General features: G+C 38.0%; 14 protein-coding genes. 3 read left to right on the forward strand and 11 right to left on the reverse strand.

Annotated features, from left to right (window positions below):
* The first annotated feature begins 79 nt into the window (after nt 1–79).
* Nucleotides 80–1330 carry a methionine adenosyltransferase gene (gene metK, locus OQX64_RS14225; protein ID WP_265819266.1) on the forward strand — a complete coding sequence of 417 codons (1251 nt, stop codon included), beginning with the start codon at nt 80–82 and terminating at the stop codon, nt 1328–1330.
* Between the two features lie 60 nt (nt 1331–1390).
* On the opposite strand, the gene OQX64_RS14230 is transcribed toward metK, so the two are convergent.
* Together OQX64_RS14230 and OQX64_RS14235 are read right to left on the reverse strand one after the other, a co-directional pair.
* Nucleotides 1391–1921 carry an ExbD/TolR family protein gene (locus OQX64_RS14230; protein ID WP_265819267.1) on the reverse strand — a complete coding sequence of 177 codons (531 nt, stop codon included), beginning with the start codon at nt 1919–1921 and terminating at the stop codon, nt 1391–1393.
* Between the two features lie 94 nt (nt 1922–2015).
* Entirely contained in the window at nt 2016–2549 is a 534-nt protein-coding gene (locus OQX64_RS14235) for a superoxide dismutase family protein (protein ID WP_265819268.1), read from the reverse strand.
* A gap of 118 nt (nt 2550–2667) precedes the next feature.
* On the opposite strand from OQX64_RS14235, the gene OQX64_RS14240 reads away from it, so the two are divergent.
* Both OQX64_RS14240 and OQX64_RS14245 read left to right on the forward strand, forming a co-directional pair.
* Nucleotides 2668–3015 (forward strand): hypothetical protein, encoded by a 348-nt coding sequence (locus OQX64_RS14240; RefSeq protein ID WP_088299802.1) that lies wholly within the window; start codon nt 2668–2670, stop codon nt 3013–3015.
* Nucleotides 3016–3150: 135 nt separating this feature from the next.
* The gene (locus tag OQX64_RS14245; protein WP_265819269.1) at nt 3151–4008 is read left to right on the forward strand and encodes an EamA family transporter; all 858 of its coding nucleotides are present in this window, start codon (nt 3151–3153) and stop codon (nt 4006–4008) included.
* A gap of 42 nt (nt 4009–4050) precedes the next feature.
* Here the strand turns inward: OQX64_RS14245 and OQX64_RS14250 are convergent, their stop codons facing one another.
* The 9 genes from OQX64_RS14250 to tssR all read right to left on the reverse strand — a co-directional run bounded on the left by OQX64_RS14250 (nt 4051) and on the right by tssR (nt 15078).
* A complete protein-coding gene (locus OQX64_RS14250) occupies nt 4051–4641 on the reverse strand; it encodes a hypothetical protein (RefSeq protein ID WP_265819270.1) in 591 nt (196 codons plus the stop codon).
* Between the two features lie 3 nt (nt 4642–4644).
* Nucleotides 4645–5412: a hypothetical protein gene (locus OQX64_RS14255; RefSeq protein WP_265819271.1), complete on the reverse strand. Its 768-nt coding sequence runs from the start codon at nt 5410–5412 to the stop codon at nt 4645–4647.
* Between the two features lie 870 nt (nt 5413–6282).
* Nucleotides 6283–6678, reverse strand: a complete 396-nt coding sequence (tssD, locus tag OQX64_RS14260; RefSeq protein WP_088299806.1) for a type VI secretion system tube protein TssD — start codon at nt 6676–6678, stop codon at nt 6283–6285.
* A 128-nt stretch (nt 6679–6806) separates the two neighbouring features.
* The gene (gene tssD / locus OQX64_RS14265; protein ID WP_029281978.1) at nt 6807–7202 is read right to left on the reverse strand and encodes a type VI secretion system tube protein TssD; all 396 of its coding nucleotides are present in this window, start codon (nt 7200–7202) and stop codon (nt 6807–6809) included.
* A gap of 291 nt (nt 7203–7493) precedes the next feature.
* The gene (locus OQX64_RS14270; protein WP_088299807.1) at nt 7494–8066 is read right to left on the reverse strand and encodes an NAD(P)H-dependent oxidoreductase; all 573 of its coding nucleotides are present in this window, start codon (nt 8064–8066) and stop codon (nt 7494–7496) included.
* A 202-nt stretch (nt 8067–8268) separates the two neighbouring features.
* Nucleotides 8269–9660, reverse strand: coding sequence for a DUF5458 family protein (locus OQX64_RS14275; protein WP_253248952.1), 1392 nt, complete (start codon nt 9658–9660; stop codon nt 8269–8271).
* 18 nt (nt 9661–9678) lie between these two features.
* Nucleotides 9679–10125, reverse strand: a complete 447-nt coding sequence (locus OQX64_RS14280; RefSeq protein WP_088299808.1) for a hypothetical protein — start codon at nt 10123–10125, stop codon at nt 9679–9681.
* A 55-nt stretch (nt 10126–10180) separates the two neighbouring features.
* The gene (locus tag OQX64_RS14285) at nt 10181–12697 is read right to left on the reverse strand and encodes an ATP-dependent Clp protease ATP-binding subunit (protein ID WP_265819272.1); all 2517 of its coding nucleotides are present in this window, start codon (nt 12695–12697) and stop codon (nt 10181–10183) included.
* 5 nt (nt 12698–12702) lie between these two features.
* Complete coding sequence (gene tssR, locus OQX64_RS14290; RefSeq protein ID WP_088299810.1) at nt 12703–15078, reverse strand: type VI secretion system protein TssR domain-containing protein; 2376 nt, start codon at nt 15076–15078, stop codon at nt 12703–12705.
* Nucleotides 15079–15081: the final 3 nt, after the last annotated feature.

The raw sequence follows: 15081 nt of genomic DNA on the forward strand, positions 1-15081 counted from the left end.
CTCCTTCAATCATGTAGAACCTGTTTCCAGGGGTCATTGGCGCTTTTATAAATGTTTATTTATCATTAAAACTTAATAGATGTCGTATTTATTTACATCAGAATCTGTATCTGAAGGCCACCCAGACAAAATTGCCGATCAAATTTCGGATGCATTAATTGATAATTTTTTAGCTTTTGATCCGGAATCGAAAGTGGCCTGTGAAACTTTGGTTACTACCGGCCAGGTAATTTTAGCCGGCGAGGTTAAATCTAAAACTTATTTAGACGTACAGCAAATTGCCCGTGATGTAATCAAGAAAATCGGTTACACCAAAAGTGAATATATGTTTGAGGCTAACTCCTGCGGCATTTTATCCGCCATACATGAACAATCTCAGGACATTAACCAGGGGGTAGACAGGAGCAGCAAAGAGGAACAGGGCGCCGGCGACCAGGGCATGATGTTTGGTTATGCCACCAATGAAACGGAAGATTATATGCCTTTGGCTTTAAATCTTTCTCACAAATTATTGCAGGAATTAGCTGTTTTAAGACGTGAAAACGACGAGATTAAATATCTGCGCCCGGATGCGAAAAGTCAGGTTACTTTAGAATATGATGATCATAATAAACCTGTTCGCATTGATGCAATTGTAATTTCTACACAACATGATGATTTTGATGAAGAAGCTACTATGCTGGCTAAAATCAAATCTGATTTAGTGGAGATTTTAATTCCAAGAATCATCAAAAGTAATCCACAATATGCTCATTTATTTAATAATAAAATTGAATACCACATTAATCCGACCGGTAAATTTGTAATTGGCGGCCCACATGGGGATACAGGTTTAACCGGCAGAAAAATTATTGTTGATACTTACGGTGGTAAAGGTGCACATGGTGGTGGTGCCTTCTCTGGCAAAGATCCAAGCAAAGTAGATAGAAGTGCTGCTTATGCTACCCGTCACATTGCTAAAAACCTGGTTGCGGCCGGCATTGCTGATGAAATTTTAGTTCAGGTATCATATGCCATCGGCGTTGCAAAACCAATGGGAATTTACATTAATACTTATGGTACTGGCAAGGTGGGTAAAACAGATGGCGAAATTGCTAAAATTGTTGAATCAGTTTTTGATATGCGCCCTTACTTTATTGAGCAACGCTTAAAACTTAGAAATCCGATTTACAGTGAAACTGCTGCTTATGGCCACATGGGCAGAACACCTGAAACCGTTAGCAAAACCTTCAGAACGCCAAATGGTGAAGAGAAGACCGTTACGGTTGAGTTATTTACCTGGGAAAAATTAGATTATGTAGACCAGGTCAAGGCTGCTTTTGGCATTTAAGCATTTTTAACAACATGAGTAATGTCCCGGCGAACACCGGGATTTTCTTATTTATGTACCTTATAAATCATTTGCTTTTAGTGTTTCTATTTCTAAAGGATCGAAATGCTGATCATCAATGCTGTAGGATTTAATCGCTGCAATTTTCATTTCATCAATAACATCAACAAAATCCTGGAATTTTGCTGTCTTGACAGGCTTTATGATCACGAGCATATATTTACTTTCATTATTACCGTGGGATTTTGCAATCACTGATTTATTCAGTCTGATCTGATTATAAATTTCACTGACGGGCATTACTTTCATACTTGCACCTGCTGGTGTACCGAGATAACTGATTGCCATATTATTTCTCCCTAGCAAGATTGTCATTGTTCTGGAAGCAGGATAATCAATTGTACAATCATCACAAGGATCGGGCTTAGCGATGTCTGCCGCGTTTAATGTACCTAAAGAGGTCGTCAGCATAAAAAACGTGGTAAGCAGAAACATGAGATCAACCATTGCGGTTAAATCCACTCGTGGAGCTATTTTTCTGATTTTTCCTTTATGGGCCTTGCCACGAGGAGATTCATTTAAAGTTGCCATATCTTATCTTTTTTATGATGATGACAGTCTTGTTAAAATTGCATAAAAAAAGCGATTAATATTTAATCGCTTTCTGATATGGTTAAATTAAAGGTTACTTTTTAACTGCTTCAATGACACCACAACCTACTCTAGGACCTGAATTACCAGTTGGCTGCGTTTTATAATCATCAGTTCCTCCATGAACAATAATGCCTCTTCCAATGATATTTTTCACATCGCCATCCTGCACACTCCATCGGTCAGTGGTAACTGAAATTTCACCCTCTCCTTTATTATCTAGTTTAATGTTGCCGATATCACCACTATGATACGACCCCGAACCCCATTTCCCATGGTCCTCTTTTGTTGGATTCCAATGTCCATGAGTATTTTCACCCATATCACCGCAATCGCCATGTTCATGAAAATGTACAGCAACATTACTATCTGCCTTTGATGCAAACTTTAATTTTAAATCCATTTTAATTTTCCCGTCACTAAGTCCGTAGAACTTTACAGTACCAATGTTTTTAGATGGATCTGCAGTTTCAGAAAGATTTGCAGTAGCGAGTTCTGTTTCCTTTTGAGAACAGGCACTGATGAATGCCATACCCGCAATGGCTAAGCCTAAAAAATATTTTTTCATTGTTTTCATATTTAGTTTTATATCAAACACATTGACAATCATTTAGTTTGCTTTTTAAAATATGATTACAAAACCATTTACGTTACGTAGTGTTTATTCAATATAAAATCATGTAACTATGGAACAGCCATTTGAAATGAACACCTTGAGTCAAATTTTAGAGAAATTGAGGCTGAAAGGAAGAGATAATGAATTAAAGATGACAGATCACGGTAAGATGCAAAGTAAATCATTAGATAAGATTTATAAGCCTGAAGACCTTACGATTGTAAAAACATACCGCTTTGAGGGCCAGTCTGATCCCGGCGATAATTCCGTTCTTTATTTGGTGGAAGATTCTGATCATAATATTGGCTTTATTTTGGACGCTTATGGCATTTATTCTGACAATATTGGTTCTGCATTTGACGACTTTCTAAAGAAAATACCGACTGAAAACAGAGACGAGCAGGAGTTGTTCTGCTAACTTCATTAAAGTACTTTTGCGAGAGGCGTGGATCTGATCTTCGCCTCTTTTTTTATAATAGAAGAGCCATAATGCTCATCTGATTGATAGTGGCATCCGATAAATATGTAATTTCGCCGCTCGTTTATCATTTCTATGAAAAGTAAATTTAATATCCCACCTATTCCTGCCGTTATTACGTCCATAATCAGCGTTCAGTGTGGGGCAGCTATCGCAAAAGGGCTTTTCCCGGAGATAGGTGCGGCGGCTACTGCATCACTCAGAATTGGATTATCAGCCGTAATTCTTTTCATTACTTTTCGTCCCAATCTTTTTAAATTAAATGCTAAACAGTGGCAGTATGTCTTCCTGTATGGCAGCACGCTTGGATTGATGAATATGATATTCTATTTAGCAATCGAACGAATTCCTGTTGGGTTGGGGGTAACACTCGAATTTGTCGGCCCTTTAATTCTAGCCATTTCTACGTCCAAAAAGGCCATAGATTTTATCTGGGTTTCTTTATCGATAATTGGTATTGCTTTAATTGCCCCCTGGCACAGCAATGGATTAAATATTGGAGGAATTTTACTGGCTTTGCTTGCTGGTGCTTTTTGGGCAGCTTATATAGTATTGGGCGGTAAAATATCAAAAATAATGAAAGGCGGCGAAGCTGTTTCAGCAGGTATGCTCATCGCCACTATTGTTATTTTACCCTTCGGCATTTTCAGCGGGGGTTTTAGTGTATTAACCCCCAGATTATTGGGCCTCGGTGCAGCACTTGCCTTACTTTCGAGCGCCATTCCATTTACCCTTGAAATGAGTGCATTAAAGAAACTACCGGCCAAAACCTTTAGTATATTAATGAGTCTGGAACCTGCAGTGGCATCACTCGCAGCCTTTGTATTTTTACAGGAATACCTTTCCTTTACAGAATGTGTTGCCGTGGCCTGTGTGGTTATTGCTTCTGCCGGCTCTTCTTTTACCGCCAGAAGAAATCATCAGGGAGGCTAAAAGAGAGGGGCATTCTATGTAATAGATACGGTTATAGGAAGATTATTTAACAGGCCACTTAGCGTAGGTAGCCAGCATTTTAAATTTACCATTTACTTTGCCAAAGATAAAGCTGAAATAACTTTCAGCTTGTGTATCGCGTTCAGGGTATTGCATATAAACTTCATACATTTTACTGCCGGCATCAGTTATTTTTTTGAGTGAACGATAATAAACCTCATCTGTTTTATCGTCAATTTCAGATAAGTTATCTTCTTTACATAAAGGCAGAATCCGCATCACATCAGTATTAAAAATAGCAGATTTATACGTATTAAATTCTGACAGATTGATGGGATCATCAGGTATTCCAATGCCATTAGAGGCTTGTTTATGACTGGTATAAAAAGGATAATTTAATAAGGCAGAAACATTTTTTAAACTTTTCTTCCTTAGATTTTGCTTTAAACTTTCCAGTACTCTTCTGAATTCCTGCTCATCACTTAAACTGGTCAAAGGCTTTTCAGACAAGGATCGATGCGATTTCTGATCTGCTTGTTTATTCATCATTTGCTGCCCCCGGCCGTTTTCCGTAGTGCAGCAAATGAAAAAAGGCAAAACCACTATGGCTGTTAAATTTTTAATCCAGTTCATATATTAGTGCCTTGGTATATATATCAGTGCGCGTTGTTCCATTCTTTTCAGAATAACTGCTGCGCCCATTTGTTTAGAAACCGCTTCTGCGTCAAACTTCCCATCAGAAACATATTTTCCTTTTTGATATTGATTGGAATAACTCCACAGATAGGGAGAATTAATGCTATGGTACTTAAAATATCCAAAACCATTGTACGCTTCCAGTTGACGCAAAACTGTTGGCAGACTCCAGTTGGTGATTTCATTAAATTTTTTAAACTTTAAAGCATCAACAGCACTTTCTTCGAAGGTAAAAGGAGGCCCATGCCCTACTTTTGGCCTGTTAGCGGGTACCCGTTTGGTATAACCTGTTAAAGGATCTCCATTATGCAAATGCTTCTTAAAATCAAAACTACATTCTAAATAATGTGTACAAGCTATAAAGTACCATGGAATTTTTGATGAGCCTGTCACAAAATCCTGAAAAGGTTCTTCCGCTGGATTGGCCTGAAAAAGGCCTATGGATGTATCCAGCGGCTTAATTAAATTGAATGCATGAACTGGCTCAAATAAAGACCCGGATGCAAATGGCGAAGCCAAAGAATTGCCTGATACCTGATTGGAAATATCAGTATACCGGTTTCTGTTGGCATTGATATTGTCATCTATCGTTTTATCAATTGTTCCAATTTTAGTTGAGTCAATAACACAATCATCAAACATTTTGATGTACTCCAGGTCTGTTGGTTGTGATGGCTTTACTATTTTTATGGTTTTGGTCTTTTTCATTAGTAAACGATCATTAGGTGAAAGATATATAAATGCCTTCAATGGATATCTGGAATTTCATGGGCATCAGGTGATGCCAAAAATATTATTCCTTCGGAATACCTTACCATATCATCCTGTTTAAAACCATTTCTATTATTCTGGTATTTTTTCCCTATTTCCAAATCAGGTGCTTTCCGGTAATAGGCTTGTATTGTTTATTGACCATCGCTCCGATATTAAGGCATCCGATTTCAATATTCTATTTCACACCGCCGCAGAAGACTGCGGATGATAGACTACTTCCCTCTAGCGCATTCACATCACAGTTAAATCTAGCTTTGAAAGCCAAGATTTTAAATTTTAGAATTAAAACTTGGTAATTTCAGCATTACTATTGCCCCCAAATACCAAGCCAAATTCAATGTATCTTACTCATATATAATGGCTAACGAGTATATATTAAAGCAGTTAATTTCGCTCCAGTAGAATGCTAATTATCCTCTTGGCTTTTAATGAATGTATTTTTCAAACACTATACACTGAACAATGCAATCAATTTATGAACTTGTATGAGCGTTAGCCACTCCTTTTAGATCATTCCATTGGTGGATCAAAAATCAACTGAAACTCATTCAGAAAGGCATGCGATGTTGATCTGAACAAAATCCAATTCACTTACAGTGCTCAGTTAAATAAGTATTGTACTAATTGCACAGAATTAAATGTTTAAAAAGCTTATAATGTTAATTCTTAAATACAATCAAGCTCAAAATACACAGTAGGGTGGTTTTGTCTCGAATATTAGATTAGTGGTTTAAATTTCATATGTGATAAACAAAAGCGATTGGCTTGTACCAATCGCTTCTAATCTTTATATTAAAATATAATTTAAGCCTTTGGCCAATCGTTTTCGTGTTCTGCATTACCCAGTTTGAGTTTTCTGGCTGATACCACGAAAGTAAGTGTCATTGGGGTATTGTCATTCACGGCGATACCTTCACTATATTGAACGATATAGCCATCTTCGAAAGTTAGTTCTTTCATTTTAGCATCTTCTTCACCTTTTTTGAAGACAATCGTTCCTGATTGTGGTTTGTATTGGTTATTCACCATTGATTCGATGACTGAAGTATCTTCAGTTGATTCAATTTCGATGTTAATGGTACCACCGTATACACCTGATGATGGACGGCCTTTAGCGTCTACATCCCTGTTTAATGAAAAGCTGCACTGTAAAACATCAAATTCTTTTGAACCTAATGTTAATCTGGTTTTAAATGCCATTTTGGTAAGTTTTAAATGTTTTTGAAAAAATGAATTGTGATTAGCAATTGGCTGTAGTGAAGAGCATGGTCATGAGCATTCGGCATTTAATTAACCTTATCCCTTTAACCTTTTTATTTCTACTTCCTTTACGCTTTAGGCCAATCGTTTAAATGCTCTGCATTTCCGAGTTTCAGCTTTCTGGCCGAGATCTGGAATTTAAGCGTCATCGGGTGATCGCCCACAATGTTGATTCCTTCGGAATACTTGACAATGTAGCCATCTTCAAAATCAACTTCTTTCATTTTGGCATCTTCTTCCGTTTTCTTAATCAGAAGGGTTCCGGTAATGGGTTTGTACTGATTGTTTACCATTGCTTCGATAATGGAGGTGTCTTCGGTTGACTCAATCTCAATATCAATGGTACCGCCATAAACTCCGGAAGAGGGTCTTCCTTTAGCATCTACATCACGGTTTAATGCATAGGCGCAATGAAGCACATCGTACTCCTTGCCCGAAAAATTCAATCTAGCTTTGAAAGCCATAGGGTCTAAATTTAAAGGTTAAAATTTGTTAATGTAGCTTTTGCTACAACACAAAATATAAACCAAATATCAGGCCAGCAATCAGTTAACGTATTTTAAAATTTGATAAACCATAAAAGTAATGTTACAAATATCCCTTTTACAAACGCCTGCGACAAGATTTTTATGGTAAAGAATTTACAAAAAATAATTAAAGACTTTAATATGCTTCATAAAACAAAATGCTGATTGTAGTAATTCTCCACAATATGTAGCACTTTTGGGCATGTTATTCCACTGTGGGTTTGTCTACTAAATTAATTGAAATCCGAATTTTTCCATTTTGGCCACCCATTTTTGGCTATAATGATTTTCCAGAGAATGTAATTCGCCCATGGTATTGGTTAATACAGGGCTTATCTTACATTTTTCAAACACCGCTTTTTTAATTGCGAGATATGTTGTTTTCTTATTTGCTTTCCATTCTTTAAAAGTAGCTTCATCTAAAATAGAAACAATCCGGGCAGAACGCCCGCTAAAGTTATTATTAATGTTTTGTTGCTGAGTCAGAAAAATCTGATCAGGCATAAATAACCGGTCAAAAAATCCTTTGATTTTGGCAGGTATATGATCTACATAAACCGGGCAAAAAAGCACAATATGGCTGCTCTGTCTGATGGCATTTAAAGCCTTTTGTAAGTCAGGCTCCAGCTCGGCAATCTGTCTGTTATTAAAAAGTTTATTGGAATTAAAGATCAGGTCAATAATGGCAATTTCCCTAATTGTTGCACCAGCACTTTCAGCACCTTTTTTATAGGCATTAATCAAAAAATCTGTGGATACCGTCTTTTCTATATCCCCATTTAGGATAAGTACTTGCTTCATTTATATGTTGATATTTAGCTTTTGAGGCGGTAGATGTTACAAAACTATAAAGTTTTTGTTAACCTCATGCATCAAAAACGAAAAAACCTGATCAGACTGACCAGGTTTTTTACCTTAACAAAAATAAATATCATCAATCCAGGTCTGCAGTAAACCTGTTTTAAAAACACATTTAACCTGTCATGAATTCATTCAGGCTCTCTTATTGCTGATTGTATTCAGATGCCCAGGTGGTACTTTCATCTTCACCTTTATGACCGTCTAATTTCACTACAAAACTCTTTGCAGGAAAATATGGGGTAATGTGAATATCTAAATGAATTCTGTCTTTTTGTTGTTCATCACGTTCGAAACGCATAATTTTGAAACGTTCAATTAAGCGATCAGCACCTTGAATACCATCCAAAAACTTCACAATCTGTCCACGTAAATCCTGTTCTGTTTTTGATGTCCAGTTTTCAAAAGCTCTTCTGTTTAAGAAATCAAACAACACTTTAGTAATGTAATCAAATACCCTTACTACAGAATAAGTTTGCAGGCCGATGTTATCGCCATTAAATAAAGTTTTAGCAGAGAATGCCATTACTTTTCCATATTCATTAACCATTGGCACTAATCCTACTCTTTCCAAATGTGAGATTTCGCTTTTCTTCAAATCAAATTTAACGCCGTCTACCTCATTAATGGCACCATGTTTTTTACCGGCTGTAACCTGAGACATTAAGGTATAGTACATTTTTCCGGCTAATGCAGCAGACCCCGGAACTGTTAAATCATCTTCCTCACCTACTTCCGCCACTTTACCCCTGCCTACTAACCAGTTACAGGTCATAATAACATTAGAACGGAAAGCATCAGCACCGGTGAAATTAGCAGCCGTAAATAGATCCAGCACATCATCCGGCTGGTCTAAATCGGCGAAATCTGTTACCAGCATGGCTTTATTGTTGTGCGCAATTTTACCCCATCGTTCCAGCACTTTGTTAGATCCCATGTAACCAGGCACTACCATTAGTGAATAGTTTTTACGTAAATCTAAACGGTCGTAATTTTGCTTTAACTCATCATCAACGTAATCGATAAAACGAGGATTATCTAAATCCTTAATCTGATCCATTGAAGCGTTCAACAGCACTACATTTTTAAGCTTATCGGCTTCTGTATTTTTGTAAAACAAGTGAACCGACCGGTATGCCTGCTCCAGTTCTCTTGAACTTTCTAAAGCTGTACCAATATTTTTATTCAGGTTTTGTTCCGCAGCGTTTAATTTCTCGGTACTCTTCTCCACCATATCCGCAACAGAAGTAGAAGATTCAAGTACGTCGATCCAGAGCTGAATTTTCTTTTTCAGTTCTTCACGTTCCTTTCTTTTCTCATCTCCTGTTAAAAAGATTTGCTTTCTGGCTTTTCTTTCCGGGTTTAAGTTCTGTAGGCCATCAACCGTAGTTTCCAACAAATCAAAACCACCTACTCTGGCCAGTTTTTCTAAGTTTTCTTTAAGTGATGTTTTCGCTATCTTATTGCCTTCTGCCGGTTTGAAGCCTGCTTCCTGGGATATATTTTGTTCTGCGTTTAATTCTTGAGGATTTGACATGTTTTCTTGGCGTTTAGATTATTTATTTTGCTCCAGTTCATCTACAAAATTCTTCAAAGCACTAATGAAAGCATGTTTAGTTTCTTCATCATCAAGGGTAGCTTTTAAAGTTTTGTTGGATTTTAGTTGTTTGATTACGTTGAGTGACATTTCCCTTTCAATATTCACATTGGTTAAATAGTTACTTTGGTTGATGATATTCTTCACACCAAAATCACTCATGTCATTAAAGTTGATGGTTTCACCAACGGTTGATCCGTCTTGTTTCTCAAAAGCCACTTTAACATTGGGCTTGTAGTGATCAAACACTTCTTTAACGGTTTTTAAACCCTCAACCTTTTCTGGCTTAATGGGTTCATTATCTGTTAATTTTTGCACAAAAAGCGTTTTGTTATGGGCAATTTCTGCGAATGCTTCTGATGTATCGATTTTTCGTTCGTTTCCACCAATTTCATAGTTAAACATAGTATGCTGTTTTAGGTTTAAGGTTAAATTTTATAATGATATAGTAGTTAACATTTTAACTCAATTTTTGTTCCAATATTGATGCTTCAGGATGAATAATCTTCCATTCCAGCTGATCTTCTTCAGGATGTTTACTCACCACGATCTTAGATCCCTTTTTAAGTTCACCAGAAATGATGTATTTAGAGATCGGCCGACGCAAAAGATTTCTAATCACGGCTGACAGCTGCCTTGCGCCGTATTTAGGGGTAAAGCCATCCAAAGCAATCATTTTCTTGGCATCTTCCGCAATTTCAAATTCGATGCCCATTTTATTCAGTGATTGTACCAGACTGCTTAACTGGATCTCGAAAATACGGACCACATTACTTTCATTAATCGGGGCAAAAGGCACAATTTCCGAAATTCTGGCTAAAAACTCCGGGCGGAAATGGCCAGCCATAACTTCCATCAGTTGATTTGAGGCCGGTATAACCCCTTTACCAATTTGCTCGGCAATCCATTCGCTGCCGATATTAGAGGTAAACAGGATTAATGAATTGCTGAAATCTCCTTCCTTACCCAAACGATCGTGCATATGACCTTCATCCAAAATCTGTAAAAAGGTATCAAAAACCGAAGGGTGGGCTTTTTCTATTTCATCAAATAATAATACAGAATAGGGCTGTTGTCTGATTTTATTCACCAGTAAACCACCTTCTTCATAACCCACATATCCCGGAGGCGCGCCATAAAGTAAGGCCGCACTGTGCTCTTCCTTAAATTCAGACATGTCAAACCTGATCATTGCCTTTTCATCATTAAATAAAAATTCGGCAATTGATTTGGCCAATTCGGTTTTACCTGTTCCTGTGGGACCTAATAAAAAGAATGACCCGATTGGCTGTCCTTTTTTATTTAGCCCACTTCTTGATTCCAGTATAGCATCTGAAACAGCCTTGAGTGCCTGATCCTGACCTACCACACGCTTTTTAAGGTATTGCTCCATATTCAGCAATTTTTCCTTCTCACCTGCCTGCAGTTTACCCATTGGGATGCCAGTTTTATAAGCCACAATGGAAGCAATATCCTGTTTAGTGATCCTATCACTCTTTTCAGCAGCATATTTCTTTAATTCCTGCAGACTGCTATTGATATAACCCTGGTATTCATCAGCCGTTTCAAAGGCATCTGTTTGGGTTTCATCCGTTAAGCGGCCTAATAAAACCGGGCTCAGTTTATTTTGAAGTAAAGAGAATAGCCATTTGTAATCGGCAAACTGATCCGCCTCTGATTTTTCTTCATCTGCATTCAGCGCCACAAGGTCCGTTTCCAGACTTGCAATTACCTGATCAGATGTGTCATTCATCATTTTCATGGCAGCCATGGTTCTGTCCAGTAAATCAAATGCAGAATCAGGCAGTCTTCTGTCTTTCATGTATCGCTTGGCCAGGCGAACACATTCACCCAATGCATCCGGTTCAATACTTAAGGCATGATGTTCTTCATATTTCACCGCGAGTTTCTGCAACATTTTGATGGTGCTCTCTTCATTCGGCTCATTCACCTGAAGGACTTCAAAACGCCTGCTGAAAGCCTGTTCCGGTTCAATAATTTTCCGGTATTCATCAATCGTTGTAGCACCAATTACCGTAATTTCTCCACGGGCCAGTTCTGGTTTTAATAAATTACCAATTCCGGCACCTAAAGGCCCTTTACTATCTAATAAGGTGTGGATTTCATCAATAAAGAGTACTGCTTTTTCAAACTGTTTTACTTCTTTAATGATGTTTTTTAAACGATCTTCTATTTCCCCTTTATATGATGCACCGGCAATTAGCGATCCCAGATCAAGTTCAAAAAGTTGTACGGGCTTCAAACTGTCGGGCACATTCTGATTCACAATATCGATAGCAAATCCATCAACTAAAGCTGTTTTACCTACGCCTGCATCGCCTGTAAGAATGACGTTGGGTTTGGTTCTGCGGCAAAGAATTTCCATCATCATGCGGGTTTCCTTATCACGACCAATTATCGGATCTGTTTTAGCATCCCGAACCATTTGTAAGCGATCTATACAATATTTATACAGGGCATTGCCTGTACTTTTATTTTCGGTTCCGGCAGTGGCTTTATCAGGAGAAACTACTCTTGAAATTTCCTCGTCTTTAACATAAAGGTCTAAAATTTCACGTTCCTTAATCGGAAAAGATTTTAACTGATCTGGCTGAAAGCCTATTCCCGGCTTTGCCAGTGCCGTTAACACACAAACGGGAGTAATTAAATCAAGCCCGAGTTTTATACGTACATTATCCGCTTCTTCAAATATAACAGCGATTTCAGGGGCACCACTAACGGTATCGCTCAGGCCTGCAGATTTTGACTGTTCTTCGATCCTTACCTCTGCCCACTCACTGATGTATTCTTCATCTTTTCCGATAGCGGTAATAAATGATCTTAATCCAACATCTTTATGCATTAAACCCTTGAGCAGATGCGCAGCGGTAAATACTTCATTTCTATACTCCTTAGCCAGCGACTGTGCAATGTGCAGGGCTGTTTTAACTGACTCGCTTAAATTTGTAATCGCCATATCCCTTAATTGGTTACTGGCACAACTGCCGGGTTAAAATTATTTTCAGTGATGTAATAATATATTTTACCATTAGATAAAAACTGCTGTTCTATCTGTGTCGCTCTCTTAATTTGCTGAACGGATTGATTTAGTAGTTTGATATAACTTTCAAACTGATCCAGTGGCATTTTGGAAGTGCTCTTTAAATCATTGACCTTATACTTAGCTAAAAACTCATTATTCAATGGTAATCCGGTTACTAATTTAACATAGTCTGCCAGTGTCATCGCTTTTATCTCACCAGAAGATACTTTCATGCCCAACAATTGCTTTGGCATTTTAATATAGTTTTTAACCAGTTTCCTTCTGAAAGATGATTGATCTGCCTGCAGGTTTTCGCCCAGCATGATTGAAAAAACATCAAGAATCTGTTTGTATTCCATGTTATTTAACACAATCGCATATTGCAAAGCTGATCGGTTATTTTTCACTACATCAGCAGATAAGTTTGCTGTACTGAAATACTTAAAGGCATTATGCGGCATCCGGTCTGCTACTTCTGCACCCACTGGTGGCGGTAGCAGGCTTTCCACATCTGCAGCAAGATTTTTACGGGAAATACCGGTTAAACGAAATGCGCTATCTAATGAACTGATCTGATTTTCGATATCCATATTGGTTTCTTTTACAAAACGGCGTAGGGCTATCGTCATGCTCTGGTTTGAATTTACAGATCCTTTGGTTGGGAATACCACTCCTCCCTGGATCAAACTATTTTTAGGATAATCCAGATAGTAAGAGATTGAATCCTGAAGACTGGTGTTATATGGCTGGAAGCTTTTTAAGCCTTCACCTTTAACCATGGTGTTTTTTCTGTATTCAGCAGAACGGATGGCTGATTCAGAAACCAGTTTACGCGCCTGAATTACAAAATTATTGAACGATTGATTGAAATCACTATATACCTGAAGTGCCAAAATCCGGGCATCTGCAAGGGCAACCTGCTCACTTAATTCATTAATCAGGTAATTATTAGTACCACCTATATTCCCTGTACTACCCACCAGGATAATGAGATTGGTTTCATTCTTTTTGGCTTTAAAAAGGCTCAAGCCTGCTTTTAAGCCATCAAATACAGGTCCTTCAGCTACTTCTCCATTACACCTCAACGTATTTTTGGCCTGGTTGGATAAAAAGGTCATTAACTTCCGGTAGTCATTCTGAATTGGGCTGACGAAGATTCCCTGAAGCGCGCAGCCAGATTCACCACGGTATACTACACCGCCGTAGCTTATATTTGTACCCTTACCGAAATCGCCCATGGTATTTTCAAATGAAGCAATGGTATTGGTCATTCCGGATAAATATTTCGTCATGGAACTTCCGCCATCTACCACAAACAGCACATTGATCTTATTCTTGTTTTTACGGAGTTTAAGGTAATCCTGATAGGAAAGGGATGAACCATTAATCGTTAAAATTTTATTGTCCTTCTTGTTGTAAACATCTGCCGCTATCCCCACGGTGTACGCATTGTCTTCATTGGTGATTACAGGTACACTTTTAAGGATAACGTTTTCCCGTGGCAGCAAAGGGTCAATCACAAAATCGGTTCCTTTACCCATTCCACTTTTAATGGCTGTTGCGGTAGAATCGTTGCTGTTATCATCACCAGGTTTTGCCGAAGTAATATACAAGCGGTCTCCCCAGTTATGCACGGCTTCTGATGAAACCCAGCCATAAATACTTTTTAAGGCCGTATCGGCAACAAGCTGATCGTCAGAACCAATCAGGTATTTTTTGCCATCTTCGGATTTTTTATAAATATAAGTTATTTCATGCAGTCTTACTTTTGTACGTCTGTCCTTCAGTTCGGGGGTGTTGTAAACCAGAATGGAATCAGTAGTATCAAAATAGAATTTTGGTTCGGTTAACGCATTTTTACCATTTACAATACCTATAGATTTTTCGGCATAACCTGTTTTTTGGTTAGAGAATGCGCGTTGCCATAAAAGCAGTTTTGATTTAGCAATCCAGCCATAGCTGATGGCACTTTTTTTATCATTAATTTTTCTGCCCCTGATCATTCCTGCTTTGTATTTGATCAGTTTCAGGTAACCGTTTTCTTGTTTTGACACATAAAAAGGCTCCATAAAACCTATTTTTTTCATGATCAGGCTACCACCCGGAGCAGTGGTGGTATAATTGTCCTCACGATCTGAAAACACAATCCAGGGCAAACGGCTGTTGCTGGTATTTTCATTTACATTGATGGATTCTGCAGGCCTTTCATAGGCCTTAGGCATATATTTTACTTTTTTGCCAAATGCTGCCGGCGATTGTGCCTGTGCAAACGATATTCCTAACAACAGGATGGATAAGGCATAGTATTTTTTCATAGT

Source organism: Pedobacter sp. GR22-10, from assembly GCF_026239715.1.
Taxonomy (GTDB): domain Bacteria; phylum Bacteroidota; class Bacteroidia; order Sphingobacteriales; family Sphingobacteriaceae; genus Pedobacter.

Excerpts from the sequence above, each read along its gene's own strand:
- tssR (WP_088299810.1), bottom strand. The coding sequence starts at position 15,078 with ATGAAAAAATACTATGCCTTATCCATCCTGTTGTTAGGAATATCGTTT.
- OQX64_RS14240 (WP_088299802.1), top strand. The coding sequence starts at position 2,668 with ATGGAACAGCCATTTGAAATGAACACCTTGAGTCAAATTTTAGAGAAA.
- OQX64_RS14270 (WP_088299807.1), bottom strand. The coding sequence starts at position 8,066 with ATGAAGCAAGTACTTATCCTAAATGGGGATATAGAAAAGACGGTATCC.
- OQX64_RS14245 (WP_265819269.1), top strand. The coding sequence starts at position 3,151 with ATGAAAAGTAAATTTAATATCCCACCTATTCCTGCCGTTATTACGTCC.
- OQX64_RS14285 (WP_265819272.1), bottom strand. The coding sequence starts at position 12,697 with ATGGCGATTACAAATTTAAGCGAGTCAGTTAAAACAGCCCTGCACATT.
- metK (WP_265819266.1), top strand. The coding sequence starts at position 80 with ATGTCGTATTTATTTACATCAGAATCTGTATCTGAAGGCCACCCAGAC.
- tssD (WP_029281978.1), bottom strand. The coding sequence starts at position 7,202 with ATGGCTTTCAAAGCTAGATTGAATTTTTCGGGCAAGGAGTACGATGTG.
- OQX64_RS14235 (WP_265819268.1), bottom strand. The coding sequence starts at position 2,549 with ATGAAAAAATATTTTTTAGGCTTAGCCATTGCGGGTATGGCATTCATC.
- tssD (WP_088299806.1), bottom strand. The coding sequence starts at position 6,678 with ATGGCATTTAAAACCAGATTAACATTAGGTTCAAAAGAATTTGATGTT.
- OQX64_RS14280 (WP_088299808.1), bottom strand. The coding sequence starts at position 10,125 with ATGTTTAACTATGAAATTGGTGGAAACGAACGAAAAATCGATACATCA.
- OQX64_RS14255 (WP_265819271.1), bottom strand. The coding sequence starts at position 5,412 with ATGAAAAAGACCAAAACCATAAAAATAGTAAAGCCATCACAACCAACA.
- OQX64_RS14230 (WP_265819267.1), bottom strand. The coding sequence starts at position 1,921 with ATGGCAACTTTAAATGAATCTCCTCGTGGCAAGGCCCATAAAGGAAAA.
- OQX64_RS14250 (WP_265819270.1), bottom strand. The coding sequence starts at position 4,641 with ATGAACTGGATTAAAAATTTAACAGCCATAGTGGTTTTGCCTTTTTTC.
- OQX64_RS14275 (WP_253248952.1), bottom strand. The coding sequence starts at position 9,660 with ATGTCAAATCCTCAAGAATTAAACGCAGAACAAAATATATCCCAGGAA.